The sequence below is a fragment of the Lentzea alba genome, assembly GCF_047445655.1.
In the GTDB taxonomy this organism is placed as follows: domain Bacteria; phylum Actinomycetota; class Actinomycetes; order Mycobacteriales; family Pseudonocardiaceae; genus Lentzea; species Lentzea alba_A.
The window spans coordinates 30,775-56,059 of sequence record NZ_JAJAEG010000005.1 but is presented as its reverse complement, the minus strand read 5'-3'; the positions used below and the strand labels follow the sequence as shown (position 1 = coordinate 56,059).

Here is a 25,285-nt window from a genome sequence, read left to right as displayed (position 1 = left end):
GGCGATGCGCACACTGTTGACGTCGATGCTCACGGTGGTTCTCGTCGCGGGCCTCGTCACCCAGGCGGAAGCCGGTGAACCGCTGACGATCACCACCGTGGCCAACCCGAGACCGGGTCTGCTGAGCGGACCGGAGACGTTGCTGCGGATCAGCCCGGCCGCGCCACGGCTCCGCGTCACCCAGGACGGCCGTGACATCACGGCCGGATTTCTGCCTCAGGCCGACGGAAGCCTGCTCGGGCTCGCCACCGGTCTGCGTTCCGGCGACCACGTGATCGCCGCCAAAGCCGGAGTCCGGCGCGCAACAACACGCTTGACGGTCCACCCGAGCACCGGGCCGGTGTTCTCGGGTCCGCAGCAGCAGCCGTTCTTCTGCGAGACCACGGTTTTCGGCCTCGCGGCCGCGGCCCAGCCGGACTGCTCCGCACCGACCGTCGTGACCTACCGGTACCGCAACACGGCTGGTGCGTTCCAGCCGCTGAGCGACCCGGCGGCACGTCCTGCCGATCTGGCCACGGCCACAGTGGACGGACGCGACGTGCCCTACGTGGTACGTCTGGAAACCGGCACCGTCGATCGCGCCGTCTACCAGATCGCCGCTCTGACCGACGGCACGCCGCCGTCTCCGCTGCGTCCACTCCAGACCTGGAACGGCAGGTTGGTCTACACGTTCGGTGGCGGCTGCAACGGCGGGTACCACCAGGGCAACTCCACCGGTGGCGTCCTGAACGACCTGATGCTGTCGCAGGGCTACGCGGTGGCCTCGTCGACGCTGAACGTGCTCGACCAGAACTGCAGCACCATGTTGTCCGCGGAAGCGGCGATGATGGTGAAGGAACGCTTCATCAACACCTACGGGCCGGTGCGGCACACGATCGGCTGGGGCGGATCCGGCGGCGCGATCCAGCAGTACGCCATCGCCGACGCCTATCCCGGCATCGTCGACGGGATCATCCCCGGAGTGTCCTTTCCAGACGCACTGAGCGTCATGGGCGTCACCAGCGACTGCGACCTGTTCGAGCACTTCTTCACCGCGGCGGGCAGTGGTTTCACGCCGGCTCAGCGGCAGGCGGTCGCAGGGTTCCCGAGCTACAGCACCTGCAGGTCGTGGGACCAGTCCTTCGCCAACCGGATCACGCCGACCGGCAGCTGCAACAAGCAGATCTTCTCGGTCAGCGACGCCATCCCCGCCGAGGCGATGTGGAACCGCGAAACGAACCCCAACGGGGTCAAGTGCAGCATGAACCAGCAGTTGGCCAACCAGTTCGGAATCGACCCTCGCACCGGCTTCGCCCACAGCGCCCTGGACAACGTCGGCGTCCAGTACGGCCTGCGAGCGCTCAACGACGGGAAGATCACGCTGGATCAGTTCGTCGCGCTGAACCGGGAGATCGGCGGCTTCGACGTCGAGGGCACACCTGTCGCACGTCGCACCACGGCCGACCGGCAAGCGCTGACTGCCGCCTACCGCGACAGCGTGCTGGTGTCCGGATCGCTGGGACTGCGCACCACGCCGATCATCGATCAACGCACGAACCTCGACCAAGCCGGATTCCTCAGCGACATCCACACCTCGGAGTGGTCGTTCGTCCTGCGGGCCCGGCTTCACAAGGCCAACGGCACCTCGGCCAACCAGGTGATCATCGCCAACCAGCGCACCCCTGACCAGACGACGGCCGCGAACCGCTACCAGCTCGCGGCCATGGACCAGTGGCTGACGAACATCGGCGCCGACCACAGCAGGCGCTCGCTCCAGCAGAAGGTGATCGCCGGCAAACCGGCGGGCCTGGCCGACGGCTGCTACCTGTCGGCCACCGAGCGGATCGCCGGCCCGATGACGTCCCCGGCCAGCGGACCCTGTGCGGCGCAGTACCCGGTGGGGGAGAACCCGCGCCTGGTGGCCGGTGCGCCTCTGACGTCGGACGTCCTGAAGTGCCGGCTGAGGCCGGTCGACTTCACCCAGTACCGCGTCCCGCTGACCCCCGCGGACAAGGCCGCACTGCGGGAGACCTTCCCGGAGGGCGTCTGCGACTACCGCTTGCCTGGGATCGGTCAGACCTCGCCGTTGGGCAGCTGGCTCGGTTACGGCGACGGGACGAACGCCACCTTTGGACACGCACCATCGCCCATTCGGTTGCGCTGATCGTGCTGGACTCCCAGAGGCGCGGCTCGAACCGCGTCACCGCGACGGCGGCGCCTCTGGGCAGGCCAACCCCCGGATCAGACCCCGGCGAAGGTGGGCATCGCCGCCCAGCCGTCCCAGTTCACCTCAGACGCGAACGCCACGATCAGCGCCTGCCGGTACTGCTGGCCCTGGGCCGAGGTGATGGTGCCCGCGGAGACCGTCTGGTCGATCGCGGGACTCCACGCGTTGACCATTGCCTGCTGGGGTCTTCCGTGCCCGGATTGTCGGCAACGAGAGGAGAGGTGACGTGCAAACCGTGGTCATGACCCGTTCACGGCGGCCTTCCATCCGCCGCCGGAGGACAGTCGCGGCAGCGAACTTCAGACGGTCAGCCTGGGGCGAGTCGGTTGATGTCACCGCTGGTCAGTGTTCGCGGTCCCGAACCGTCCAGTTGGGACACCGCGATCATCGCCTTGCCGATCGCGCCGTTCGACGTCGTCCAGCCCGGCATCAGCTTCTTGAGCAACGCGTGCGTCCAGGACGTAGGTGTGGAACGGATACGCCAGAAGGCTTGCGCCGCGAGTGCCTTCACCCGTGCCCACATGAGCTTCGAGTCGGGGGAGGCGCTCGCTCCGGACAGGTAGGCGTGTGTCATCGCGGGGTTGGCGGGTAGAAGCAGGTGTGTCTACCCGGCCGAGGCCCGCCAGCCCGGTCGCGCCCGGCAACACGACGTTCTTGGCCGACGAAGATCCTCTCCAAGTTTCAGCCGGTCGACCAAAGCAGAGATACCTCGACCAAAGTCGAGGTATCTCGGCCACGAAGCTGCGGCTCCCGCCGTGGGGGCGTTGCCGCCGTGCCCGCCGCCGTGCGGTGTGGACGACGCGATCTTGTGTGTGGGCTTGTGTGTGGTCCGATCGTCGTGGCGAAAACAGAGACCAGCGTGGTGGTCGTCAGACGGTCGCGCCTCGCAGGGCGAGCAAGCTCTCCGCGGTGTCGGCGATGGTGTCTTCGATCGGTCGCGGTGACCATCCCAGCATGCGCTGAGCCTTTTCCGAGGTGGCGTCGAAGTTCTTGCCGAGTTGCGGGCGCAGGATGCGCAGTCCGGGGTTGATGCGTGCGAGTGCGCGCGCCGTCCACACCGGCAGTTCGCGCGTGGGCACCTTCGAGGCGCGGTCGCCGAGGCGGTCACGCAGGATCGTCGCGATGTCGCGGACCCACAGGCTGTGCCCTGAGATCGCGAGGAACCGCTCGCCCGCCGCGACCGGGTCGGTCATCGCCCGCAGGTGCAGGTCCGCGACATCGCGCACGTCGACGTAGCCCATGGCGAACTTCGGCAGTGCGGGCAGTTCGCCGTCCAGCATTCGTTGCAGCAGCCCGAGAGAGGGCGAGTAGTCGGGGCCGAGCACCGGCCCGAACACGCCCACGGGGTTCACGACCGCCAGCTCGACGCCGCCGTGCTCGGCGACGAAGTCCCATGCCGCCTTTTCCGACAGGGTCTTGGATTTCTGGTAGGGCGCGATCCCACCGTCCACATTGCTCCAGTCCTCCTCGGTGAACACCCGTGACTTCTCCGGGTGGCCCATTCCGACCGCTCCGAACGCCGAGGTCAGCACAACCCGTTTCACTCCGGCCTCGCGCGCCGCACGCAGAACGCGCAGCACCCCGTCCCGGGCTGGTCCGACCATGTCGTCGTCACTCTGGGACAGGCTGGTGAGCGTCGGCGAGGCGACGTGCAGGACGTAGTGGCAGCCTTCGACCGCCTCGCGCCAGCCGCTGTCCTGCTGCAGATCCGCCTGCAGCACGGTCAGCTTCGCGTCCTCGGGTGCTCCGCCGGCACGCAGCATCTCTCGCACCGCGGACTCCTTGTTCAGGTCTCGCACCGTGGTGCGAACGGTGTGCCCGTGTGCCAGCAGTGCGAGTACACACCAGCTGCCGATGTAGCCGGAGCCGCCGGTGACCAGTACGTCAGCCATGGATTACCTCGCAAGAAACCGGTAGGGAAGCCGTTGATCCTTCGAACCGCGCGGTGACGCAGCCGCCCCACCCGGAACTGCGAGCCTGGTGTGCTGAGCAATGCTGCTGTACGGTTCTGGAGAGTTCTCCACATAAGTTAGTGGAGAACTCTCCGGATAGCAAGGGGAGTACATGGTCCGCTCGGACGCCCGCGAGAATCGGGCTCGCATCGTGCAGGTCGCGCGCGAGGCCTTCGCCGAGGACGGCGGGGTCTCGATGAACCAGATCGCGCAGCGTGCCGGTGTGGGACCCGGCACCCTGTACCGCAACTTCCCGACCAAGGAGGCTCTCGTTCTGGTCGTCTACCAGCACGAAGTCGACCAGCTCATGGAATCGGTGCCGCAGCTGCTGGCGGCGCAGCCTCCACTGGAGGCGCTGCGGCGGTGGACCATCGACCTGGTGGCCGCCATGCGGAAGAAGCACGGTCTCGGCGACGCGCTCAGTCCCGGTGCGTACCAGGCGATCGCCGAGCAGGCCTACGACCCGGTCATCACCGCCATCACGCAACTGCTGGACGCCGGCAAGAGCGACGGCACCATCCGTGTTGACGCCGATCCCCGGGACTTCCTTCAGCTCACCGGCGCTCTGTGGCGGGCCGCCTCGGGGCCGGAGGATCGATCGGCCTCCATGCTCGCCCTGATTCTCGACGGGTTGAGCACTCACCGGCACCCATGAAACGATCACCGTCCGGGATGCGGGTTCCGTGCCCCGGCCCCGTGGCGCTCATGTCCGTCTGGGCGTGATCACCCGGAAAGACCGCACCGGCCGGTGAATCCGCGTGTCCGTGGTGGTCGACGGGGGCCGTGGCGGCTGTTCAGCTCGGTCGGGGCGCTTGTTCGAGGCCGCGGAACACGGTGGCGATCAGGCGTCGCCCCTGGGCCACGCCCTCGTCGTTGTTCGCGACGCGCCACAGGAAGCTCATCAACATGATGATGTCCGCCGGATCGTGTCCGGCGGACATGGTGCCCTCGGTCACGCAGGCGTCGACCAGCTTCGCCACGGCCGCGGTGGTCGGCGCCCACGAGGCGCTGATCACGTGCTGTGCCGCGGCGCTGTGCAGCGCGTCGCCGAGGCCGTGCTTGATGCGGATGTAGCCCGACAAGGTCTCGAACCACTCGACGAACGCCGCCTTCGCGGACGAATGACGCGCCAGCACCTCGCCGGCGGTGGCGGTCAGGCGTTCGATGTCGTGCTGGTAAGCCGCGAGGATCAAGTCCTCCCTGGTGGGGAAGTGGCGGTAGAGCGTTCCGGCGCCGACGCCGGCGCGTTTGGCCACCTCGCTCAGCGGCACGAGCGGATTCTGCGCGAACAGTTCGTGAGCGGCCTCGATGATCGCGACACGGTTGCGCGCGGCGGCCTCGCGCTGCGTGCCGTACGTGCTCGGTCTCTGGTCGGTCATCCCTGCATGGTGCCCGCTCGTTGACTCGCGGACAATCCTCCGCTAGTTTGGCAGAACTTGCGGAGGATTCTCCGCATGTTCCCCCCCCCCCGCAGGAGATCCCATGCGCTACGTCAAGCTCGGCACCACCGGCCTGGACGTCTCGCCCATCGCGATCGGCGCGATGACCTACGGCGAGCCCGACCGTGGCCACCCCGTCTGGTCCTTGGGTGAAGAGCAGGCCCGCCCGCTGATCAAGCACGCTGTCGAGGTCGGCATCAACTTCTTCGACACCGCGAACATGTACTCCAACGGCTCGAGCGAGGAGATCCTCGGCCGCGCGCTCAAGGACTTCGCCGATCGCGACGACGTCGTGATCGCGACCAAACTGCGCCACCCCATGCGCCCCGGCCCCAACGGCAAGGGCCTGTCCCGCAAGGCGATCATGACCGAGGTCGACCACTCCCTGCGGCGGCTCGGTACCGACTACATCGACCTCTACCAGGTGCACCGCAACGACCACGCGACGCCGCTGGAGGAGACTCTCGAAGCGCTCAGCGATCTGGTGCAGGCGGGCAAGGTGCGCTACCTGGGCGCGTCGTCGATGTTCGCCTGGGAGTTCGCCAAGGCGCTGCACCTGCAGAAGCAGCACGGCTGGGCCCGGTTCGTCTCGATGCAGGACCACTACAACCTGCTCGCTCGCGAAGAAGAACGTGAAATGATCCCGCTGTGCCTTGACGAGGGCGTCGGCACGATCGTCTGGAGTCCTCTGGCCCGCGGTCGTCTGGCCCGCGCTTGGGATGACGCGAAGTCGACCGCCCGGTCGGAGACGGATGGCGGCTACGCCGACACGCTCTACTCACCTGCGGAAGAGGCGTCGAACCGCGCCATCGTCGACGCGGTCGGAAAGGTCGCGGCCGATCACGGCGTGAGCCGCGCGTCCATCGCCCTGGCCTGGCTGCATCGCCAGCCGGTCGTCACCGCTCCGCTGGTCGGCGCCGGTTCGACCAAGCAGATCGACGAGGCGGTCGCGTCGCTGGACGTCGAGCTCACGGACGAGGACGTCCGCGCTCTCACCGTCCCCTACACGCCACGGTATGACTGGCAGGGCGTCTCGGACGAGGCGACCATGGACGCGATCCGCGCCCGTATCCCGGGAATGGCGCTCAAGTGACGCCGATCGTGCCTCGGCTCGGCTGCCCGCGCCGGAGCGGTCCTGTCCTTCATCGGTCGGCTGGTGCCGTGGGTGGCGGTCGCGCAGCTGCCTGATCTCCTCGACCTTCTCCGGTGCCGACCGCAGCAGGGGGACGACGTTGCGGAAGCAGCTCAGGTAGTGGTCCCTGCCGACGTTCTGGTCGCCGATGCGGACGAGCTCGACGACGAGGTCTGGCTCGGCCGGGGTTCGCAGGTACTTGCGCAAGTAGATCGAGATGATCTCGCGTCGTTCGTCTGGCTCCGGCAGGTCCACGAAGACTCGCGCACGTGATTCCTGCAGCCAGTAGAGGAACTGGCCCGCCAGGCGGGCGGTCACGCCGGTGGAGTCGGGGTCAAGACGCTTCGCGCCGAACTGCTGGACCGCCCGGCGAGCGGCCGGACGACACCGAGTCCTGACCCGTCCAGACGGAGAACGCGCCGCGCGGCCGGGGCTGGGGTGGCCGCAGCAGGGCGAGTTCGTCGTCGGTGAGGTACATACCCCCGGTCTGGGGTGCGCTGCGGTGCGCAAATGCCCGCCCACGGTCTCCGTGGCGTTGCCGTCGGGTGGCTGGCGCGCAGCACCGCGGTGCAGATGACGCCCAGGCGCCGTGGTCGGCGGCGGGGACGGCAGATCCGGGATGCGGGTATGCACCAGCGCGGACGCGTCCGCGAGTAGTACCGCCGCCCGAGCCTGCTGCTCCGTGGTCAACTCCACCTCGGTGCGGGTCTGCACATCGGCCACGGTCCCAACGGCGGGACGGCGCCGTGACCACGGCTCCGCCATCCGGCTGATCCATGACGCCGCACGACACCGTACAAGCTCGTCGTGGAAGGGGGTGATCATGCGGCCGGCATCGTTCAGGCGGGCGCTACCAGGCGATCGCACCGAGACGCACGTGGCCGAAGCCGCCGCGGTCGCCTGGCGAGTACCAGGAGAAGACGAACTGGTCCGGGGTGCTGAGCTCGGCATGCCCGTGATAGGCGTAGCAACCGAAGCCGCCGCCTTGACACGTGTCGGGCACGTGCCCGGCAGGTCCCGCGGTCCACGGACCGGTTGGCGACGTGGCCGTGTACAGCCGGAAGCCGCTCGTGGCGAACGATGTCTTCACGATCATCGCCAGACGGTGCGGACCCACCCCGGTGTAGTCGGCGACGTGGACACTCCACGGTGTCACGCCGGAGATGATCGAGGTGACCGCGGTCAGGTCCTCGGTCCACTGCGCCGGGCCATCTCCGGGGCGCCCCCACCAGTGGTAGTTCGCGCCGTTGCCCCATGCGTTCGGGTCGGCTGGAACGCGGGCGACGAGCACGATGTCCGGATTGAGCTGCCTGCCGAAGAGGTAGAGGTACCCGTCGTCGCCGAACACCGGACTGCCGAGGAGCTGTGCCGCGGGCAGGCCGGCCTGCAGTGGTGCGGCGACGAACGGTGTGCCCGTCGAGACGAAGCGGTTCGTCGCCGGGTCGTACTCGACGAGCTTCAACCGCTCGGTCGGCCAGCCTCCGGTCTTCGCCACGCACAGCTCGCCGTAGACGATGAGCATTCTTTCTGTTCCGGGGATCTGGGCGAGTCCCGTGGGCCAGGACGCCGGGTAGCTGTTGTTCGTTCCGCAGGCGGCAGGCGGGTCGTGCGGAGTGAGCAGGCCTTGCGGCCGCGGCAGGAACGGTGCGGGGGACGCGCGCCCCGGCTGCGGCGCGGCCGGCGGGGTCGGGAGTTCCTCGAGCCGGGTCGGCGCCTCGCCGCGAACGTGGGGGCCCGCGGCCGCTGTGGTGCCCGCCAGGAACGCCGGTCCGTTGCGCTGCACGGTGTCGCCGAACAACCACAGACTCCGCGACGGCGAGTACGCGGCGCTCAGACCCGCGTCGCGGGAGATCGCGTTGGCGTTTGTGTCCGCTGTGGACAATGCTCGGCCGAGGTCGACGGTACCTACGGTGTCCGGTCCGGCCGTGCGGAAGTTCTGGGTGGCGCTGTAGTCACCGGCGTCGGGTTGGCTGCCCGGCTTGGAAAGAGCGCCGTCGCGCTGACCGATGCACAGTCCCGGTTGCTCGACGTTGCGGTCCCCGTATCCGCAGAACTGCGTGCGGTAGAGCGTGTCCGGACGCAGACCCGTGATCGGTTGTCGGACCTCGACGAACCCGTTGGTGTCGACGTTGGCCGTCACCGGGTTGGTGTGCTGCACCGATGTGACTCCGTCGGGCCAGTACTGGAACCAGCTGGTACACGGATTGTCGGTCGTCTCGGCCAGGCACGAGGTCTGTGCGTGCAGCGTGGCACTGGTGGATGTGATGCCGGTGGGTCGAGAGGACCAGCCCGCGCAGCCGGCGGCCGCGAGGCCGAACACGGCCGCGGTCGCCGTGAGTCGGACCAAGCCTGGGCGAGTCGTCATGACAGCTCCGCAGATCAATGCTGGATTGATGAAACCCTCGGCACGATGACCACTGTGGACAGTTGGGCCAACTCCGCCGTCGTGTGATCCTGGTCAGGAGTATGACTCGTCCAGTACGCGATCGAGAGGGGCCAGTCGCATCGGATGGCGCGAGGTACAACATTCGTTGCGGTACTACTACGGACAGCCGAAGACGTTCCAATCCGGCCAGTACGCCCGGTACGGAGCCCCTCGGTCCCACACGATGAGCCAACCCTGGTCCCATGTGTAGTCATAACCGCGTGGGAAGGAATCCAGGAAGGCGCGAACACCGTTGTCGCGGTGCAGAACGCCTGCCCTGCCCCAGCACGGGTTGGTCGTGGCAAGAACAGTCACCTGCTGGGCTGCGCCCTACCGAGGCGGTCGATGTCGACGCCTGACTCCGGCTGGCGGTCGCGCCAGTGGCCGAAGTGATCGCGAGCAGCGCCGTGAGCGAGATGATTCCACTCCATCGCAGTCGTCTGCGCATCACGAGATCTCCTTTGTCCGTTCTCCGAGGGACATCTGTGTCCGGTGCGTACAGATGTCCTTGCGCACCAAGGTGTACCTCACCGAGGCTGTCTGCGATCGGGGTGCGTGCTGGACAACCAACGACAGACAACCCGGATGAGGCGAGCGCAGGGCAGGAAATGCCACGGCCGGAAGGTCCGCTTGACCCAGATGCCGGAGTGGTGCAACAGCTCGCGTGGGAGCTGCGCCAATTGCGCGATGAGGCGGGTAGACCGTCATGTCGAGCGCTCGCGCGACGCGCGCACTACTCGCAGTCGACGCTGGCCAAAGCCGCCGCGGGCCAGGAGTTTCCCGGCTTGGCAGTGGTGCTCGCCCTCCCTGCTCGGCGCCGGGTTGCTCGCGGTGGTGGGCCGACGGTGCGCCACCGTGCTGATCACGCCGGGAGTCGATCCGCAGTCCCGGCTCGAGCAAGCCCTGGAGTCGCGTCCCGTCGATGCGGACGTTGTGCTGGTGGTCGACCAGTTCGAGGAACTGTTCACCCTGTGTCCCGACCACACCGTCCAGGAGACGGTGATCACCACGCTGCTGTGCGCCGCACGGGAGCCCGGCAGTCGCACCCGTGTGGTCATCGGCGTGCGGGCCGATTTCTACGGCCACTGACCGCACCGAGCGCGACACCACACCCCATCGCGACCCGATCACCCGATCGCAGAGCCACGCTGTAGGTCCGCACGTCGTCGGCGAGTACTGGGTGGGCTGATCAACGAGTACGAACCTGCAGCTGCTTGATGCGCAGGTCAGCCCTATCGGAGCGTGTTTTGGCACCCCACAGCATGGACGTGGTTTTCGGCACGCACAGCTCCAGACCGCTGCTCGTGGGAACTGGAGCCCTGTCGAGAACCGTGCGCTGGCGGGTGTCGTTGTGTGCCGCCGGATTCGCCGGTCGGTTGCTGACGGCGATCAGCTCGGCGAGCAGGTCAGCAGCATCAACGCGGCCAACGCCGTAGATGCGGTGACGACGGGCAATGCCATGGCGGCGACGCTGGCGAACCCGCAGGACAGCAGCCTGCGGGCGCGGTTCGGCATCCGGCGGCGCCGCTGGAGGCGTTCCAGCCGTGTTCCCAACGCGTCTTTGCTCATCGCGAGCGCGGAGCTCGGCAGGCCGTGGGAGGACACCCGCATCAGTGCGGCGCGGACCGTCTCGACGCCGTGTGTGCGGGCGGCAGCCAGGTCGGCGGCCATCTCGACGAGCTCGCGGATCGTCGTCGCCGCTCGCTTGAACAGAGGAAGGATCGGCAGCGTGGCGGCCACGGCGTCGGCGGCGGTGACCAGCAGGTGGTGGCGGCCGTTGAGATGAGCTCGCTCGTGATCGAGCACGGCGTCGACTTGGCTGGGGGTCAGGTGGCGGTGCAGGCCCTCCGTGGCGACGACGACACCGGGCTTGCCGGCGAGGCTGAACGCCAGCGGGCGGTCGTGGTCGAGCCACATCGTCGGGTGCGGGCCGCCCTCACGACGTCCTGCGAGGCGCAGGACCGAGAGGTGTTCCTCTCGTGCGCGGGCGCGTTTCCGGGTGCTGCGTGCGCCGACGACCGCCAGCCGGATGAGGAGTGCGGTCAGCAGTGCGCCGCCGGTCAGGCCGCTGATCACCTCAACGGTAGGCGTGGTGCCGTGCCGCACGGAGTCCCAGCAGTGGTGCAGGGAGTCGAGGACGCTGAGGCCGTGCTCGGGCAGTACGAGCAGGACGGCGGCCACGGTCGAGGTGATCACGACCGCGAGGACTGAGGTGATCCATGCGACCAGGGCGACGGCGGGGTCGTCGAGCCGCCAGAGCACGCGTGGCGCCAGCCAGCCCACCAAGGTGGACCCGAGCAGCAGCGCCAGCGCGACCGTCATCGTCCCGAGGCTTTCTTGCGCAATGCTCGGCGCAGCAGCGCCGACTCCTCCTCGGTCGCGGACTGTGCGAAGTGGAGCAACGCGGCTTCCGGGTCGCCGGAGGCGATGAGCACGTCCCGCAGGGCGTTCGCGGCGGCTTCGGCGCGGCTGATCGCGGGCTGGTACCGGTAGGCGTTGCCCTCGAACTCGCGCGTCACCCAGTCCTTGCGGTGGAGGTTGTCCAGCACGGTGAGCACGGTCGTGTAAGCGAGTTTTTTGCCGGTGTCCAGGCGTTCCAGCACCTGGCGCACCTTGAGCGGCCCGCCGTCGTGCCAGAGCACGTCCATCACCGCGGCTTCCAGCTCACCTAGTCCGTGCATCCCTCACGCCCTTCCAGCTGAACGAGAAGTATGCCTGCCCGCAGGGACCCAGCCATAAGCCGAACACCACTGTTCGACTTATGGCTGGGTCTGGCGTAGCTTAAGTCGAACATGAGTGTTCGACTTAAGGGGTGGGCATGAGTCAGACGGCCGTGCGGACGAACTGGTGGGTGCTGGTACTGCTGTGCCTGGCCCAGTTCATGGTGATCCTGGACGTGACGGTCGTGAACGTCGCGCTCCCGGTGATCGCGACCGAACTCGACCTGGACCGCGCCGCGCTGACCTGGGTGGTCACCGCGTACACGCTGTGCTTCGGCGGGCTGATGCTGCTGGGCGGCCGGCTGGCCGACGCGATCAGCAGACGGGGCGTGTTCCTCACCGGGCTGGCCGTGTTCACGCTCGCTTCGCTGGCTTCTGGGCTCGCGGAAAGCGCGACCACGCTGGTGGCGGCACGTGCAGTGCAGGGCGTTGGGGCGGCGTTGCTGTCCCCGGCGGCGATGTCCATCGTCACGACGACCTTCCACGGGCCGGAGCGCAACCGCGCTCTCGGTGTGTGGGCGGCGATCGCCGGAGCGGGAGCCGCGGTCGGAGTCCTGCTCGGTGGTGTGTTCACGGCAGGGCCCGGCTGGGAGTGGGTGTTCTTCATCAACGTGCCAGTCGGCGTTTTCGTGGCCGTCCTGTTGCCGCGGCTGGTGCCGTCCGGCCGAAGTGGACAGTCGCGGGGAAAGGTCGACGTGCCAGGAGCGCTGACCGCGATGCTGGCCGTCGGCGCGTTGATCTACGCGCTGGTGCGTGCCGGTGACACCGGTTGGGGCGGTGGCAGCACGCCGTACGTCCTGGCTGCGGGCCTCGTCCTGCTCGGGGTGTTCGTCGTCGTCGAACGCAAGGTCGCCGAGCCGCTGGTCCGGCTGGAGCTGCTGGCCCGGCGCCCCGTCGTGGCGGGCAACCTGGTCATGCTGGCCGCATCCGGTCTGCTGCTGGCGAACTTCTTCCTCAACTCCCAGTACCTGCAGCACGTCCTGCGCCTCGACGCGCTCGAGACCGGTCTGATCTTCCTGCCGGTGGCGCTGGTGATCGGCGTCGGCACCCACATCGGCGTTCGCGTCGTGAGCCGGTTCGGCGGACGACCTGCCGTCGCCGTCGGCTTCGGTCTCGCCGCCGTCGGTGCGGTTCTGCTGGCGCAGGTGCCTGCCTCGGGGAACGCTGTGCTGGCGGTCCTGCCCGGCTTCCTGATCTCCGGTCTGGGCCTGGGTGCCACGTTCGTCACGGCGACGACCACCGCGATGGCGCACGCCGGACCGCACGACGCCGGAACGACGTCCGGCCTGATCAACACCGGACACGAGCTGGGCGCGACGCTGGGCATCGCGTTCGTGTCGACCGTCATGGCCCTGAGCCTGCAGAGCGGTGGAAGCCCGGTCGGAGGCTTCAGTGCGGCGTTCACCGCGACCGCGATCGCTGCGGTAGTCGCCGCGGTCGGAGCCACGCTGCTCGTTCCGGCAGGCCGTCCGCCTGCCACCGATGGTCCGGTGTTCGCGCACTGATCAGCCGTAGGCTTTCGGTCGTGGCCACCACGGAGACCCGGCGCCGCGCCGACGCCGAACGCAACATCGCCGCCATTCTCGACGCAGCCCTGGTGGTCTTCACCGAGGAGCCGCAGTCGAGCATGGTGGCGATCGCGCGCGCCGCCGGCGTCGGCCGGGTCACGCTCTACGCGCACTTCCCGTCCCGCGAGGTGCTGCTGGAAGCGGTGCTGGACCGGACGATCGCCGAAGCCGGCGAGGTCATCAAGAAGGCGGCACCGGAGGAAGGCTCCGCCATCGAGGCGCTCCGGCGGCTGCTGCACACGTCCTGGCACGTGCTGAACCAGCACCGCAAGCTGTTCGACCTCGCACAGCGCGAGCTCGGCCCGGTTCGGCTGCGGCAACGGCACCGCGAGGTCGTCGACCACGTCGAGGGACTGCTCACGCGCGGGCAGCAGGAAGGCGTGATCCGGTCCGACCTGCCGATGAACTGGCTCGTCACCACCGTCTACAGCCTGCTGCACGCGGCCGCGGAGGACGTCAACGCGGGACAGCTGAAGGCGGAGGAGGCTGCGGACGTGCTGGAGGCGACCCTGTTGCCCGCCCTCAAATCCTGAGACCGGTCACGCCTCGCGGTTTGTAGACCGCGAGCGCCATCGCCACGACCAGCACCACAAGAGCGCCAGCGGCGTGCAGCACGAACGTAGGCGTCCGCAGCGGTGCCAGATCTGCGGCAGGATCCCCGGCGAGGGCGGCGAAGCGGTCCACTGTGCGCGTGTAGACGAGCAGCACGGCGGTGGCGAACGCGTTCAGCACCAGTTTGAAGATCACCCAGTAGTGCCTGAGCAGGCCCCACGCCGAGCCGAGCGACGAGACCAGCCCGGTCAGCAACGAGGCGACCGCGAACGGCAGGACGACGTACCAGACGATCGGCTGCGCGATCAGGTTCGCCGCCCGCACAACGCGATCGTCCTGATCGGCCACTCCGATGATCGCCACCGCGAGAAACGTGAGCACGGCGCCGAACCAGCCCACCGAGGACGCGATGTGCGCGGTCAGGGCGAGCTTGCGCAGTCGTGGCCTCATCGGTGCATGCCCGGTCCGTGCTCGATGGGGAGCGCGAGCAAGACGAGGAACAGCACGATCAGGACGGCCACGACGATTCCCATGACCTTCACCCAGCGCGGTGTGTCTGCCATGCACCGAGTTTACGAGACACTGTGTCTTTCTCACAGACATAGTGTCTCGATCCCGTAGGATGTGGTCGTGCCGAAGCTGTGGAACGACACGATCGAGACGCACCGCCGCGAGGTGCGGCAGGCGATCCTGGCCACGACCGCGGCGCTGGTGGCTGAGCGCGGCCTGCTCAACGTGACGATGTCCCAGATCGCGGAGCAGGCCGGCATCGGCCGGGCGACGCTCTACAAGTACTTCCCGGACGTCGAGGCGATTCTGCGTACCTGGCACGGCGAGCAGATCGCGCATCACCTCGCGCACCTGACCGCCGTCCGCGATCGAGCTACCGGCCCTGCCCAGCGGCTCGAAGCCGTGCTCGAGGCGTTCGCCACCATCGCGCACAGTTCGCGCGGTCATTTCGACACTGACCTCGTCGCATCTCTGCATCGCGACAAGCAGGTCGCTCACGCGCAGGAGCAGGTCCGCGACATGGTCCGCGACCTGCTGGCAGACGCCGCCGAGGCGGGAGAGATCAGAGGCGATGTGGCGCCTGCGGAGCTCGCCGCGTACTGCGTACATGCTCTGGCCGCGGCCGGAACGCTGTCATCGAAGGCTGCAGTTGGTCGGCTCCTCGTGGTGACTCTCGCAGGGCTTCGGCCGATTTCCTCCTAAGTGGGATAGTAGGGCCTTGCGCCGCGTCCCGGCCGGGACCTTCGCATTTCGCCGATCGCGACGTGCTGCTCTGATGATCGCCGCAGGAGGCGGTGATGCTCGAAGACGTCCAGGTAGCAGAGGAGGACGTCATGAAGCGCCAGCACCTCGGGCTCTATGCGATCGCACTCGCGATTCTGATCGTCGGCCTCGCGTTCGCCGGAGTTCCTGTCCAGACGATGCTGTTCGGCCTGCTCGTTCTGGCCTGCCCGCTGATGATGATGTTCATGATGGGCGGACACGGCGGTCACGGCGGGTCTGACCAGCAAGAACAGGATCACCACACCACCGGCCGGTCGTGATGGCTGAGGCCGCGTACGGGCTGTGGCCCCTGGTCGCCCTGAACACCGTGTTGTTCGTCGTGTTCGCGATGAGCTTCTTCCAGCCGCGCACCAAGAGGGACTGGCGGGCGATGGGCGCGTTCGCCGCGTTCCTGGTCGCGCTGTTCACCGAGATGTACGGCATCCCGCTGACCATCTACCTCCTGGGCAGCTGGCTCGGTTCGCGGTTCCCGCTGCTGCGCGACACCCATGCCGGTGGGCACCTGTGGAACGACCTGACCGGCTGGACCGGTGACCCTCACCTGAGCCCGTTCCACCTGGCCAGCTACCTGGCGATCGCAGGTGGTTTCTGGTTGATCTCCGCGGCGTGGACTCGGCTGCACGAGGCGGCCAAGGAGAACCGGCTGGCCACGGCGGGGCCGTACGCGCGGGTGCGGCACCCGCAGTACGACGGGTTCCTGCTGGTCATGATCGGGTTCCTGCTGCAGTGGCCGACCATCCCCACGCTGATCATGTTCCCGGTCCTGGTCGCGGTCTACGCACGACTCGCTCGTAACGAGGAACGCGAAGTCGCGCAACGATTCGGTGAGCACTGGACCACCTACGCCGCACGCACTCCGGCGTTCCTGCCCCGGCCGCACAGCAGCTCGGTCGCGAGAGCCGGGAAGTAGCGATGGCGGAGGCCGCGAAGCTGCTCGGCGGCACCGGGCCATCGGTGGAAACGGCCGCAGCCGGCTGGGCGGCGGGACTCCTGGCGGGGATCGCCCCGTACTTCCAGCTGCGTGCGGCGCGTGCGGCTGATCGCAGGCTCGTGCTCGCCGGCCTGCCGTCCACACGGCTGGTCACCGCGCGAGTGACGACCGGGTTGGCGCTCGCGGTGCTGGTGTCCGCGGCGGCGTTGGTGGCGTTGGCTGCTCGCACCGGAATCGACGAACCGTGGCGAGTGGCCGCCGGGACGCTGATGTTCGCCGTGATCTACCTGGCCATCGGGGCCGTGACCGGTGTGCTGGTGCGCAACCCGGTCAACGGCACCGTGCTGATCCTGTTCGTCTGGATCATCGATGTGTTCTTCGGACCCGCCCTGGGGTCGCCGGACCGGATCGCGACCCGCTGGCTGCCGACGCACTTCGTCACGCTGTGGATGGGCGACCTGCCGTCGCGGCACGGCGGCCGGCTCGGCGACCTCGGCTGGGCCCTGCTCTGGACCATCGGCGCGCTTCTGGCCTCATGCCTCGTGGTCATCGCGACCACGCGAGTCGCCCGCGGCCGACGACCGCGGGGCAGCTTCACGACCGCGCTGCGGATGGGGCTGCGCGACTATCGACGCAACCCGGTGCTGTGGGCGTTGCTGATCGTGGTGCCGGTCGTGTTCATCTGGCTGTCCAAGGTGATCACACCCGACGACACCATGACGTTGTCTCTTGTGGACGACTGCAGGGAGACGCTGTTCTCGTTCTGGCTTCCGGACATGCACGCCGGCACCACGACGCCGATCGCCATCGCCTCGCTCGCTGCTCTCGCCGGGCTGTTCATCGTCCTGGACGCGCGGTCCGGTGACCAGCGGCTCACCCTCGCCGGTTTCGGCACGCCGACACTGCTCGCCGCACGCCTGAGCGTGATCGGCTGCGCAGTGCTGCTGGTGACCGCGGCGTCCCTCGCCGTCACGGTCACGGTGTTCGACGCCCAGCAGTGGTGGGTCTACGCGGGCGGCAGCGCGTTGCTGGCTGCCACCTATGCGCTCATCGGTGTCCGCATCGGGCCGATTTTCGGCCGCGTATCAGGTGTGTTGATCGCGTTCCTGGTGCCGTTCCTGGACGTCGGCATCGCGCAAAGCCCCATGTTGCGGACCGAACCGCCGGGCTGGGCCCGGTTCCTGCCCGGCTACGGCGCCGATCGTGTGGTGCTCGACGGTGGGTTGACCGCGAGCTTCGACGAGACCTCGGCGTTGCTGCTGGGCCTCGGCTGGCTGTTCGTGCTCGGTGTACTGGCCGCGAGGCTCTTCCGGAGGGCGACGACATGACCACCTTCAGCCGCCGGGCCTTCCTCGGCACCGTTGCGCTCGGGCTGGCCGGGTGCTCGTCCGACAACCCGCTGGTCCTGCCGACCGACCCGCTGGTGAGCCGCACCGAGTCGACCCGTGGTGGCACGGGCCGCACCCGTGCGGTCACGCTGACCGCGACCCGCAGCCAGGTCGACCTCGGCGGTCCGGTGGTCGACACGTGGACCTACGACGGTGCCCTGCCCGGCAAGGAACTCCGCGTCAGCGCGGGCGACCTCGTCGAAGCGCGCCTGGTGAACCGGCTGCCCACGGATACGTCGATCCACTGGCACGGACTGGCGCTGCGCAACGACATGGACGGCGCGCCACCCGTGACCCAGGCAGCCACCGAACCGGAGGAGGAGTTCACCTACCGGTTCGTCGCGCCCACGCCGGGCACGTACTGGTTCCACCCGCACACCGGCACCCAACTCGACCGGGGCCTCTACGCGCCGTTCATCGTCGAGGACCCCGTCGAGCCCGGCCGGTACGACGCCGAATGGGTGGTCGTGCTGGACGACTGGCTCGACGGCACCGGCACGAATCCGGACGAGGCGCTCGCCGGGTTGCGGCGCCGCGGCGGGCACTCGATGCGCGGCATGAGCGGACTCGGCGGGGACGTCGCGCACGCACATCACCTGATCAACGGCCGGATCGCGGCCTCGCCGGTCACGTTCGCCGCCAAGCCCGGCCGCCGCGTGCGGATCCGGTTCATCAACGCGGCTGCCGACACCGCATACCGGGTCGCGCTGGGCGGACATCGGATGACGGTCACCCACACCGACGGCTTCCCGGTTGCCCCGATGGACACCGGCGCCCTGGTCATCGGCATGGGCGAGCGGTACGACGTGCTGGTCACCTTGGCGGACGGCGCGTTTCCGCTCGTGGCGCTCGCGGAAGGCAAGAACGCCACCGCGCGGGCAGTCGTGCGCACCGCATCCGGTTCGGTCTCCGATGCGCGGCCGGCCGAACTGGACGGCAGAGTCGTGACGTACGACCAGCTCGAGGCGACGGAACCGCTCGACGTGCGGAAGCCGGACGTGGTGCACCGGATGGCGCTGACCGGGGGAATGATGAGCTACGAGTGGGGCATCAACGGACGCGCCGGTGACATGACCCCAGCTCGTGTCCGAAGTGGACAGAGAGTGCGGCTGGAGTTCGCCAACACCACGATGATGTGGCACCCGATGCATCTGCACGGCCACACCTTCCAGCTCGACGGACCGCGCAAGGACACCGTGATCGTGCTGCCCGGCCAGACCGTGGCGTGCGAGTTCGACGCGGACAACCCCGGGCAGTGGATGGTTCACTGTCACAACGCCTATCACGCCGAAGCCGGGATGATGGCCGTGCTCGGTTACGAGGAGTCTCGATGAACACCGTGGTGCTGGACGTCAGCGGACTGCACTGGGCGTCCGAGCAGAACGTCGTCAACGCGAAGCTCGGCAGGCAACCCGGTGTCCACCACGTCGATGTCAACCCGACCGCGCAAACCGCGACCGTGCAGTTCGACCCCGCCGTGACCTCCGTGGCGGACCTGCGCCGGTGGGTGGTCGACTGCGGGTATCACTGCGCCGGTCAGTCCGTGCCGCACCACATCTGCGATCCGACCGCGGAACCAGGTGCCGAGCACTCTCCGCAAGAGATGATGAGCCACGGTGGGCACGCCGGAATGTCGATGGCCGCGATGGTCGCGGACATGCGCAACCGGTTCCTGGTGGCGTTGCTCTTCTCGATCCCGATCGTGCTGTGGTCGCCGATCGGCACCGACGTGTTCGGGCTGCACCTGCCCACGCCGTTCGGCATGCGAGCGGACGTGTGGTCGCTGCTGCTCAGCCTGCCGGTGATCTTCTACTCGTGCTGGATCTTCTTCGACGGAGCTTGGCGAGCGCTGCGCGCCAGGACGCTCGACATGATGGTGCTCGTCGCCGTGGCGGTCGGCGCGGGCTGGCTCTACTCCGTGGTGATCACGCTGACCGGCGGGGGAGAGGTCTTCTACGAGGCTGCAACGGTTCTCGCCGCGTTCGTCCTGTTGGGACACTGGTTCGAGATGCGCGCCCGCGGTGGCGCCAACGACGCGATTCGAGCACTGCTGGACCTCGCGCCGCCGAAAGCACTGGTGCTGCGCCACGGCGAGCCGGTCGAGGTGCCGACCGCCGAGGTGGCGGTCGGGGATCTGCTGCTCGTCCGGCCGGGCGCGAAGATCGCAGTGGACGGAGTGGTCGAGGACGGAGACTCCGAGGTCGACGAGTCGATGGTCACCGGTGAGAGCCTGCCGGTGCACAAAGCACCCGGTACGGCCGTCGTCGGCGCCACCATCAACACCAACAGCACATTGCGGGTCCGCGCGACCAGGGTCGGGGTGGACACCGCGCTGGCCCAGATCGTCAAGCTCGTGCAGGAAGCGCAGAACTCCAAGGCGCCGGGCCAGCGGCTCGCGGACCGGGCGGCGTTCTGGCTGGTGCTGGTCGCATTGGCCGGCGGTGCGCTGACGCTCGCGGCCTGGCTGCTCTCGGGCGCGTCGCTCGCGACCGCGATGCTGTTCGCCATCACGGTGGTCGTGATCACCTGCCCTGACGCGCTCGGCCTCGCCACCCCGACCGCGATCATGGTCGGCACCGGGCTGGGTGCCAAGCGCGGCGTGCTGTTCAAGAACGCCATGGCGCTGGAGACCTCCGCGCGCATCAACGTCGTCGTGATGGACAAGACCGGCACCCTCACCAAAGGCGAGCCCGAGGTCACCGACGTGATCGCGGACGGCTTCGACGAGACCGAGCTGCTGCGGCTCGTCGCGACGGTCGAACGCGAGTCCGAACACCCGCTCGCAGCGGCGATCGTCCGCCGCGCCGGCGACCTCGACGGTGCGCGCGCCGAGCAGTTCGAGAACGTGCCGGGACACGGCGCCATCGCCCACGTGGGCGGGCGGCGAGTCGTGGTCGGCAACCGGCGGCTGCTGGAACGGGAGGGCATCGACCTCGCAACCCTGGCGGCTCGCCGGGACGAGCTCGCCGCCACCGGCCGCACCGCTGTGCTGGCCGCGATCGACGGCGTGGCGGCCGGGGTGATCGGCATCGCCGACGCACCGAGGGAGACCTCGGTGGCCGCCGTCGAGGCACTTCACGGCCTCGGCGTGGAAGTCGTGATGCTGACCGGCGACAACCAGGCGACCGCTGAACGCATCGCCTCGCGGCTCGGCATCGACACCGTCATCGCCGAGGTGCTGCCCGGTGACAAGGCCGCCAAGGTGGCCGAGCTCCAGCGCTCCGGCCTCAAGGTCGCAATGGTGGGTGACGGCGTCAACGACGCCCCGGCACTGGCTCAGGCCGACCTCGGCATCGCGATCGGAGCGGGCACCGACGTGGCCATCGAGACCGCCGACGTGGTGCTGATGCGGTCGGATCCGCTCGACGTCCCGACCGCGCTGCGGATCGGGCGCGGCACGCTGCGCAAGATGCGGCAGAACCTCGGCTGGGCCATCGGCTACAACGCCATCGCCCTGCCGATCGCCGCCGGTGTGTTCGAGCCTGCCTTCGGGCTGATGCTCCGCCCGGAGATCGCCGCACTCTCGATGTCCGGCTCGAGTGTCATCGTCGCGGTGAACGCGCTCGCGCTCAAGCGGCTGCACTTGCCCTCGACGAACTAACTACTGCTGCGGGTAGTAGGTCCTGACAGGAGCCTGACACCGGACTCCGTAGGATGCCGCCCATGACGAACACCGGCGCGCGAGCCGGGCGGGGACACCTCGCCCGGCTCGTCGTCGTCGCGGTGCTCGCCGGGCTGGCTCTCATGGTGGGAATGCAGTGCAGCGACGGCATGAACATCGCCATGCCGATGTCGCACAGCACGGCCGTGGCGATTCCGATGGCCGACCACGAACCCGGCTCGGACATGGGCACGGGTGAGTCGCTCACCATGTGCCTGGTCCTCATGGTTGCGGTTGCGGCGGCGGCGTTCGTCCTCACACTGCCGGCTGTGCGGACATCCGTCGTGGCGCATGCGCCCAGTTCGGCGGCGAGGTCCGAGAGTGCGCAGGCGCGTGCTCCGAGCCTGGCCAGGCTCTGCTTGCTGCGGATTTAGGGGAGAGGTCTGTCCACGTCGCGTTCGGCGTGGACCTGCGGTTTTCCGTTTCTCTTCTCTCCTCGCAGGAGTTGTTCGTGAACCTCGTTCCTGTTCTTGCCACCGGCTTGTTCGCCGGTGGTGTGTCCTGTGCCGCGGTGCAGGGCGGCCTGCTCACCGGGCTGATCACTCGCCAGCGCGCCGCCGCCGGCGACAACACGGCCCAGCGCGACTGGCGGGGCCAGCTCGGCGACGACCTGGCCCCGGTCGGCGGCTTTCTGGCGGGCAAGCTCGTCTCCCACACCTTGCTGGGCGCGCTGCTGGGCGCTCTCGGCAGCGCCGTCGACATCTCGGTCGGCTTCCGCACCTGGCTGCAGATCGGCGCGGGCGTGCTGGTCGTGGTGTTCGGCCTGGCGCAGCTCGGTGTGCCGGGCTTCCGCCGCATCGTGATCGAGCCGCCGATCTCGTGGATGAAGATCGTCCGCAGTCGTGCCCGCTCGCAGTCGGCGCTGGCACCGGCGGTGCTGGGGTTCGTCACGATCCTGATCCCGTGCGGAGTCACGCTGTCGGTGGAGGCGCTCGCGCTCACGTCCGGCTCGGCGCTCATGGGTGCCGCGACCATGGCCGTCTTCGTGCTCGGCACCGCGCCGCTGTTCGCGATCCTCGGTTACGCCGCCCGCAAGGCCGCCACCGCCTGGAAGGGGAGGCTCGGCGTGGTGACCGGCATCGTCGTCGTCGCGATGGGGCTCTACACCCTCAACGGCGGCCTGGAGCTGGCCGGTGCGCCCTTCGCGGCGAGCCGCATCGCCGAGGCTGCTTCGAGCAACGACACCCCCTCTGACACCTCGGCTGTGAGCGTCGTGGACGGGAAGCAGATCGTCGTGATCACCGCACGCACGGGCGCGTACAGCCCCGACAACGTGCAGGCGCAGTCCGGTCTGCCGACCACGTTGGTGGTGAAGTCCGACCAGGCACAGGGGTGTGTGCGGTCGTTCGTGGTCCGCGACCAGCAGAAGGTCCTGCCGGTCAGCGGTGAAACCCGCATCGAACTCGGTGTGCTGCAACCAGGACGGCTGGACTACGCCTGCGGCATGGGCATGTACACCGGCGTCATCACCGTCGTCTGAGGGAGGAGTCCACTGTGGCCACGACGCACGTGTTCGAAGTCAGCGGGATGCATTGCGGCAGCTGCGCTTTGCTCATCGACGACGCGCTTGAGGATCTGCCCGGCGTGCTCAGCACCCAGACCACGGTGAAGCGAGGACGCGCCACCGTGGAGCTGGACGCGGATCAAAGCACTCCGGAAGACGTGGTTCGCGCGATCGAGGAACTGGGTTACCAGGCCTCGCTGATGTCCTGATCGCCGCTGGTGTGGTGGGCGTGGCACCGCTCACCACACCAGCGTTCAGCCTTCGAGACGGCGGATCACGTTGATCGGGCCGATCGAGTCGATGTTCGCGATCTTCACGGGAACGCCCTCGGTCGAGGCGTGCACGGCGCGGACGCTGTCCACGGCCATGGCGACGTGGTGCTGGTCGGCGTAGTAGATGATCAGGTCGCCGGCCTTGACCTCGTTGCGCGACACCGCACGGCCCACGCCGGCCTGGCCGTAGGTGGTGCGGGGGATCGACACACCCGCTGTGCGGTAGGAAGCCTGCATCAGGCTGGAGCAGTCCCACGCGTCGGGTCCGTTGGCACCGAACACGTACTGGTCACCGCGCTGCGCGAGCGCGTACTCCAGCGCCTTGCCCGCTGTCCCGGCCGGTACCGAGATCTTCGACATGTCGCCGGTGCTGCCGAGCACGCCGCGATCCGCGGCGCTGAGCTGGTTGTACTGCTGCCGGGCCGAGGTGACCTGGCCGTCCAGTTCGGACTTGCGCGCGGCGATGTTCGCGGCGGCCTCCTGTGCCTTGCGCGCGGCGTTGTCCGCCTGAGCGACCGCGTCGATCAGCTTGGCGAGTGCTTCCGCGTTGTCGGTCGCGAGGAGGTTCAGTGCGGACATCCGGTTCAGGAAGTCCTGCTGCGAGTCGCTGACCAGCGCGGCGGAGAGCTGGTTGAACGTGGCGCCCTTGAACGTCGCCTCGGTCAGCAGGTCCACCTGCACGCGCAACGACTCTTCAGCCTGCCGAGCGGTACCGAGCTCGGACTCCTTGGCCTTGAGGTCGTCCTGTGCGCGCAGGTGCTCTTCGTTGAGCTTCTCGGCCTGGCCGGCCAGCTCGGTGTACTTCTTGAGCGCGTCTGAGGCGTTCGGTGGTAGCGGGGGATCGGCCGCGGCCGGGGCCAGGTGCGTTGCCGCGGCCACGGCGACCGCAGCCACCACCACGGTTCCGCGCACCGTACGTCTCAAAGGGAGCGGCACCACGTCGCGCGTTCCTCCTCACGTCACGACCAGATGGTCGCGGCCAGGCTACGTACCGCTGCAGTACATGTCTACTATCGCACTTAGTAGATCTTGGGCTGCGTGAATCTTTCCTCAGGTAGCATCCGGGCACGTGAGCGACTTGAGCAGGCTGACCGTGTGCCGCGGATGTTGTTGTGGCACGCAGAAGAAGCACCCCGGCTTCGACCACGAAGGGCAGTTGCGTTCGTTGCGCGAGGCGGTGGGGGAGGAGCGGGTGCAGGTCGCTGACTGCCTCGACTCATGTGACTTCTCGAACGTCCTGGTGGTGCGGCCGTCGCCGTCCGCGCGTGCGGACGGCGCGAGGCCGGTCTGGTTCGGTGGCGTGCTCGGAGATGAGGCCACGTGGCACGTGGTCGAGTGGGTGGCCGCTGGTGGACCGGGCCGCGTTGCAGTGCCTGACGAGCTCGCGGACAAGGTGCTCGACCGGACCAGGAGCGAGGACGACGAGCTCGCGTCCTAGCGGGTCAGGAAGTCCGTGATGCGGTCGGTCCAGGTCTGCACGTCGGCGACCGTGGTCGACACGTGCAGGGTCGAGTCCGGGAGCAGCTCGTGGAGCCGTTCCGCGGTCGAGACGGGGTGCAGCGGGTCGGTGTCCCAGGTGAGGATCAGCGCCGGATGCGGTAGTGCCGCGATCGCCTCCTGGGCGGGAAGATCGGACTCTCCGATGCCGCGCAGGATCGGGGCGAGCAGCTCGTCCGGGATGTCCGGTGCGAGGTTGAACGCCGGGTAGTCGGCGAAGATCGGCAGGGGCGGCTTCTGGGCCCATTCCTGCCGCCAGTGCGCAGCGCCGTGCGACTCGATGGCGTGGGCGCTGTCGGTGTACCACTGCCGCTCCTGGTCAGGCCCTTCCTCCCAGGCCACCGGCGGAATGATCAGTACGAGGCGGCGAAAGCGCTCAGGTGCGGTGATGGCGGCCCGCAACGCGACGTCGCAGCCCAGTGAGGAGCCCGTGAAGTCGATCGGCTCGTCGAGGCCCAGCTCGTCCAGCAGGGCGAGCAGGTCCAGGGTGAAGTTCTCGAAGCGGTAGTCGTCGGCGATCGGGCGGCCGGTCGAACGGCCATGACCGCGCTGGTCGTAGGTCAGCAGCTGGCGGCCGGTCGCGAGGGCGTCGAAGTCGAGGAGATGAAGCCGCCGTACGGCCGCGCGACTGAGGAAGACGCCGTGGGCGTAGCCGAGAGTCGGTCCGGATCCGGTGAGCTCGTATGCGATCTGCGCGCCGGCCCTGGTGACACACCTGTCCTGCATCACTGCCCCCTCAGCGTGG

General features: G+C 68.5%; 27 protein-coding genes and 1 pseudogene. 18 read left to right on the top strand and 10 right to left on the bottom strand.

The features are described from left to right. The first annotated feature begins 4 nt into the window (after positions 1 to 4). Positions 5 to 2,143, top strand: a complete 2,139-nt coding sequence (locus LFM09_RS09940; protein ID WP_414096041.1) for a DUF6351 family protein — start codon at positions 5 to 7, stop codon at positions 2,141 to 2,143. A gap of 77 nt (positions 2,144 to 2,220) precedes the next feature. Here LFM09_RS09940 and LFM09_RS09935 read toward each other — a convergent pair whose 3' ends face one another. The 3 genes from LFM09_RS09935 to LFM09_RS09925 form a co-directional block, all read right to left on the bottom strand. After that, the gene (locus LFM09_RS09935; RefSeq protein WP_414096040.1) at positions 2,221 to 2,379 is read right to left on the bottom strand and encodes a hypothetical protein; all 159 of its coding nucleotides are present in this window, start codon (positions 2,377 to 2,379) and stop codon (positions 2,221 to 2,223) included. A gap of 134 nt (positions 2,380 to 2,513) precedes the next feature. Further along, positions 2,514 to 2,780: a hypothetical protein gene (locus LFM09_RS09930; protein ID WP_414096039.1), complete on the bottom strand. Its 267-nt coding sequence runs from the start codon at positions 2,778 to 2,780 to the stop codon at positions 2,514 to 2,516. A gap of 295 nt (positions 2,781 to 3,075) precedes the next feature. After that, a complete protein-coding gene (locus LFM09_RS09925; protein ID WP_414096038.1) occupies positions 3,076 to 4,098 on the bottom strand; it encodes an SDR family oxidoreductase in 1,023 nt (340 codons plus the stop codon). 172 nt (positions 4,099 to 4,270) lie between these two features. On the opposite strand from LFM09_RS09925, the gene LFM09_RS09920 reads away from it, so the two are divergent. Next, positions 4,271 to 4,813: a TetR/AcrR family transcriptional regulator gene (locus tag LFM09_RS09920; protein WP_414096037.1), complete on the top strand. Its 543-nt coding sequence runs from the start codon at positions 4,271 to 4,273 to the stop codon at positions 4,811 to 4,813. Positions 4,814 to 4,952: 139 nt separating this feature from the next. Here the strand turns inward: LFM09_RS09920 and LFM09_RS09915 are convergent, their stop codons facing one another. Beyond that, positions 4,953 to 5,537 carry a TetR/AcrR family transcriptional regulator gene (locus LFM09_RS09915; RefSeq protein WP_414096036.1) on the bottom strand — a complete coding sequence of 195 codons (585 nt, stop codon included), beginning with the start codon at positions 5,535 to 5,537 and terminating at the stop codon, positions 4,953 to 4,955. A gap of 103 nt (positions 5,538 to 5,640) precedes the next feature. Between LFM09_RS09915 and LFM09_RS09910 the strand changes: the two genes are divergently transcribed. Both LFM09_RS09910 and LFM09_RS09905 read left to right on the top strand, forming a co-directional pair. Beyond that, on the top strand, positions 5,641 to 6,690 hold the full coding sequence (locus tag LFM09_RS09910) for an aldo/keto reductase (protein WP_414096035.1): 1,050 nt from the start codon (positions 5,641 to 5,643) through the stop codon (positions 6,688 to 6,690). Between the two features lie 72 nt (positions 6,691 to 6,762). Then, positions 6,763 to 7,002: a hypothetical protein gene (locus LFM09_RS09905; protein WP_414096034.1), complete on the top strand. Its 240-nt coding sequence runs from the start codon at positions 6,763 to 6,765 to the stop codon at positions 7,000 to 7,002. 577 nt (positions 7,003 to 7,579) lie between these two features. Here LFM09_RS09905 and LFM09_RS09900 read toward each other — a convergent pair. Further along, positions 7,580 to 9,094 carry a hypothetical protein gene (locus LFM09_RS09900; protein ID WP_414096033.1) on the bottom strand — a complete coding sequence of 505 codons (1,515 nt, stop codon included), beginning with the start codon at positions 9,092 to 9,094 and terminating at the stop codon, positions 7,580 to 7,582. A 476-nt stretch (positions 9,095 to 9,570) separates the two neighbouring features. On the opposite strand from LFM09_RS09900, the pseudogene LFM09_RS09895 reads away from it, so the two are divergent. Together LFM09_RS09895 and LFM09_RS09890 are read left to right on the top strand one after the other, a co-directional pair. Continuing rightward, a pseudogene (locus LFM09_RS09895) lies at positions 9,571 to 9,948 on the top strand (helix-turn-helix domain-containing protein); the annotation flags it as partial. Between the two features lie 61 nt (positions 9,949 to 10,009). Beyond that, a complete protein-coding gene (locus LFM09_RS09890) occupies positions 10,010 to 10,243 on the top strand; it encodes a hypothetical protein (protein ID WP_414096032.1) in 234 nt (77 codons plus the stop codon). A gap of 300 nt (positions 10,244 to 10,543) precedes the next feature. On the opposite strand, the gene LFM09_RS09885 is transcribed toward LFM09_RS09890, so the two are convergent. Both LFM09_RS09885 and LFM09_RS09880 read right to left on the bottom strand, forming a co-directional pair. Continuing rightward, positions 10,544 to 11,476, bottom strand: a complete 933-nt coding sequence (locus tag LFM09_RS09885) for a M56 family metallopeptidase (protein ID WP_414096031.1) — start codon at positions 11,474 to 11,476, stop codon at positions 10,544 to 10,546. After that, positions 11,473 to 11,835: a BlaI/MecI/CopY family transcriptional regulator gene (locus tag LFM09_RS09880; RefSeq protein WP_414096030.1), complete on the bottom strand. Its 363-nt coding sequence runs from the start codon at positions 11,833 to 11,835 to the stop codon at positions 11,473 to 11,475. The genes LFM09_RS09885 and LFM09_RS09880 overlap by 4 nt, the downstream gene beginning before the upstream one ends. Positions 11,836 to 11,972: 137 nt before the next feature. On the opposite strand from LFM09_RS09880, the gene LFM09_RS09875 reads away from it, so the two are divergent. After that, complete coding sequence (locus tag LFM09_RS09875; RefSeq protein WP_414096029.1) at positions 11,973 to 13,379, top strand: MFS transporter; 1,407 nt, start codon at positions 11,973 to 11,975, stop codon at positions 13,377 to 13,379. A 20-nt stretch (positions 13,380 to 13,399) separates the two neighbouring features. Then, positions 13,400 to 13,975, top strand: a complete 576-nt coding sequence (locus LFM09_RS09870; protein WP_414096028.1) for a TetR/AcrR family transcriptional regulator — start codon at positions 13,400 to 13,402, stop codon at positions 13,973 to 13,975. Here the strand turns inward: LFM09_RS09870 and LFM09_RS09865 are convergent. After that, complete coding sequence (locus LFM09_RS09865; RefSeq protein ID WP_414096027.1) at positions 13,965 to 14,444, bottom strand: DUF2269 domain-containing protein; 480 nt, start codon at positions 14,442 to 14,444, stop codon at positions 13,965 to 13,967. The genes LFM09_RS09870 and LFM09_RS09865 overlap by 11 nt on opposite strands. A gap of 180 nt (positions 14,445 to 14,624) precedes the next feature. Here LFM09_RS09865 and LFM09_RS09860 point away from each other — a divergent pair, with 180 nt between their 5' ends. From LFM09_RS09860 to LFM09_RS09820, 9 genes are all read left to right on the top strand, one after another. Further along, positions 14,625 to 15,206 carry a TetR/AcrR family transcriptional regulator gene (locus LFM09_RS09860; protein ID WP_414096026.1) on the top strand — a complete coding sequence of 194 codons (582 nt, stop codon included), beginning with the start codon at positions 14,625 to 14,627 and terminating at the stop codon, positions 15,204 to 15,206. Between the two features lie 131 nt (positions 15,207 to 15,337). After that, the gene (locus tag LFM09_RS09855) at positions 15,338 to 15,547 is read left to right on the top strand and encodes a DUF2933 domain-containing protein (RefSeq protein ID WP_414096025.1); all 210 of its coding nucleotides are present in this window, start codon (positions 15,338 to 15,340) and stop codon (positions 15,545 to 15,547) included. Further along, the gene (locus LFM09_RS09850; protein ID WP_414096024.1) at positions 15,547 to 16,197 is read left to right on the top strand and encodes a methyltransferase family protein; all 651 of its coding nucleotides are present in this window, start codon (positions 15,547 to 15,549) and stop codon (positions 16,195 to 16,197) included. Before LFM09_RS09855 ends, LFM09_RS09850 begins: the two co-directional genes overlap by 1 nt. A gap of 2 nt (positions 16,198 to 16,199) precedes the next feature. Then, the gene (locus LFM09_RS09845; protein ID WP_414096023.1) at positions 16,200 to 17,546 is read left to right on the top strand and encodes an ABC transporter permease; all 1,347 of its coding nucleotides are present in this window, start codon (positions 16,200 to 16,202) and stop codon (positions 17,544 to 17,546) included. Continuing rightward, the gene (locus LFM09_RS09840) at positions 17,543 to 18,940 is read left to right on the top strand and encodes a multicopper oxidase family protein (RefSeq protein ID WP_414096022.1); all 1,398 of its coding nucleotides are present in this window, start codon (positions 17,543 to 17,545) and stop codon (positions 18,938 to 18,940) included. Before LFM09_RS09845 ends, LFM09_RS09840 begins: the two co-directional genes overlap by 4 nt. Beyond that, positions 18,937 to 21,207, top strand: coding sequence for a heavy metal translocating P-type ATPase (locus LFM09_RS09835; protein WP_414096021.1), 2,271 nt, complete (start codon positions 18,937 to 18,939; stop codon positions 21,205 to 21,207). Before LFM09_RS09840 ends, LFM09_RS09835 begins: the two co-directional genes overlap by 4 nt. A 62-nt stretch (positions 21,208 to 21,269) precedes the next feature. After that, positions 21,270 to 21,641 (top strand): DUF6153 family protein, encoded by a 372-nt coding sequence (locus LFM09_RS09830; RefSeq protein WP_414096020.1) that lies wholly within the window; start codon positions 21,270 to 21,272, stop codon positions 21,639 to 21,641. A gap of 77 nt (positions 21,642 to 21,718) precedes the next feature. Continuing rightward, the gene (locus tag LFM09_RS09825; RefSeq protein WP_414096019.1) at positions 21,719 to 22,747 is read left to right on the top strand and encodes a sulfite exporter TauE/SafE family protein; all 1,029 of its coding nucleotides are present in this window, start codon (positions 21,719 to 21,721) and stop codon (positions 22,745 to 22,747) included. A gap of 14 nt (positions 22,748 to 22,761) precedes the next feature. Further along, the gene (locus LFM09_RS09820) at positions 22,762 to 22,980 is read left to right on the top strand and encodes a heavy-metal-associated domain-containing protein (protein ID WP_414096018.1); all 219 of its coding nucleotides are present in this window, start codon (positions 22,762 to 22,764) and stop codon (positions 22,978 to 22,980) included. Between the two features lie 45 nt (positions 22,981 to 23,025). Here LFM09_RS09820 and LFM09_RS09815 read toward each other — a convergent pair whose 3' ends face one another. Further along, positions 23,026 to 23,967, bottom strand: coding sequence for an NlpC/P60 family protein (locus LFM09_RS09815; RefSeq protein ID WP_414096017.1), 942 nt, complete (start codon positions 23,965 to 23,967; stop codon positions 23,026 to 23,028). A 145-nt stretch (positions 23,968 to 24,112) separates the two neighbouring features. Here LFM09_RS09815 and LFM09_RS09810 point away from each other — a divergent pair, with 145 nt between their 5' ends. Then, the gene (locus LFM09_RS09810; RefSeq protein ID WP_414096016.1) at positions 24,113 to 24,481 is read left to right on the top strand and encodes a hypothetical protein; all 369 of its coding nucleotides are present in this window, start codon (positions 24,113 to 24,115) and stop codon (positions 24,479 to 24,481) included. Here the strand turns inward: LFM09_RS09810 and LFM09_RS09805 are convergent. After that, positions 24,478 to 25,285: alpha/beta fold hydrolase (locus LFM09_RS09805; RefSeq protein ID WP_414096015.1), on the bottom strand; the 808-nt coding region annotated here is incomplete at its 5' end. The two genes, LFM09_RS09810 and LFM09_RS09805, sit on opposite strands and share 4 nt — an antisense overlap.

Coding starts and splice junctions, on each gene's coding strand:
- LFM09_RS09940 (WP_414096041.1), top strand. CDS start 5: ATGCGCACACTGTTGACGTCGATGCTCACGGTGGTTCTCGTCGCGGGC.
- LFM09_RS09925 (WP_414096038.1), bottom strand. CDS start 4,098: ATGGCTGACGTACTGGTCACCGGCGGCTCCGGCTACATCGGCAGCTGG.
- LFM09_RS09920 (WP_414096037.1), top strand. CDS start 4,271: ATGGTCCGCTCGGACGCCCGCGAGAATCGGGCTCGCATCGTGCAGGTC.
- LFM09_RS09930 (WP_414096039.1), bottom strand. CDS start 2,780: ATGACACACGCCTACCTGTCCGGAGCGAGCGCCTCCCCCGACTCGAAG.
- LFM09_RS09910 (WP_414096035.1), top strand. CDS start 5,641: ATGCGCTACGTCAAGCTCGGCACCACCGGCCTGGACGTCTCGCCCATC.
- LFM09_RS09850 (WP_414096024.1), top strand. CDS start 15,547: ATGGCTGAGGCCGCGTACGGGCTGTGGCCCCTGGTCGCCCTGAACACC.
- LFM09_RS09845 (WP_414096023.1), top strand. CDS start 16,200: ATGGCGGAGGCCGCGAAGCTGCTCGGCGGCACCGGGCCATCGGTGGAA.
- LFM09_RS09840 (WP_414096022.1), top strand. CDS start 17,543: ATGACCACCTTCAGCCGCCGGGCCTTCCTCGGCACCGTTGCGCTCGGG.
- LFM09_RS09885 (WP_414096031.1), bottom strand. CDS start 11,476: ATGACGGTCGCGCTGGCGCTGCTGCTCGGGTCCACCTTGGTGGGCTGG.
- LFM09_RS09875 (WP_414096029.1), top strand. CDS start 11,973: ATGAGTCAGACGGCCGTGCGGACGAACTGGTGGGTGCTGGTACTGCTG.
- LFM09_RS09835 (WP_414096021.1), top strand. CDS start 18,937: ATGAACACCGTGGTGCTGGACGTCAGCGGACTGCACTGGGCGTCCGAG.
- LFM09_RS09865 (WP_414096027.1), bottom strand. CDS start 14,444: ATGAGGCCACGACTGCGCAAGCTCGCCCTGACCGCGCACATCGCGTCC.
- LFM09_RS09830 (WP_414096020.1), top strand. CDS start 21,270: ATGACGAACACCGGCGCGCGAGCCGGGCGGGGACACCTCGCCCGGCTC.
- LFM09_RS09915 (WP_414096036.1), bottom strand. CDS start 5,537: ATGACCGACCAGAGACCGAGCACGTACGGCACGCAGCGCGAGGCCGCC.
- LFM09_RS09880 (WP_414096030.1), bottom strand. CDS start 11,835: ATGCACGGACTAGGTGAGCTGGAAGCCGCGGTGATGGACGTGCTCTGG.
- LFM09_RS09855 (WP_414096025.1), top strand. CDS start 15,338: ATGAAGCGCCAGCACCTCGGGCTCTATGCGATCGCACTCGCGATTCTG.
- LFM09_RS09935 (WP_414096040.1), bottom strand. CDS start 2,379: ATGGTCAACGCGTGGAGTCCCGCGATCGACCAGACGGTCTCCGCGGGC.
- LFM09_RS09900 (WP_414096033.1), bottom strand. CDS start 9,094: ATGACGACTCGCCCAGGCTTGGTCCGACTCACGGCGACCGCGGCCGTG.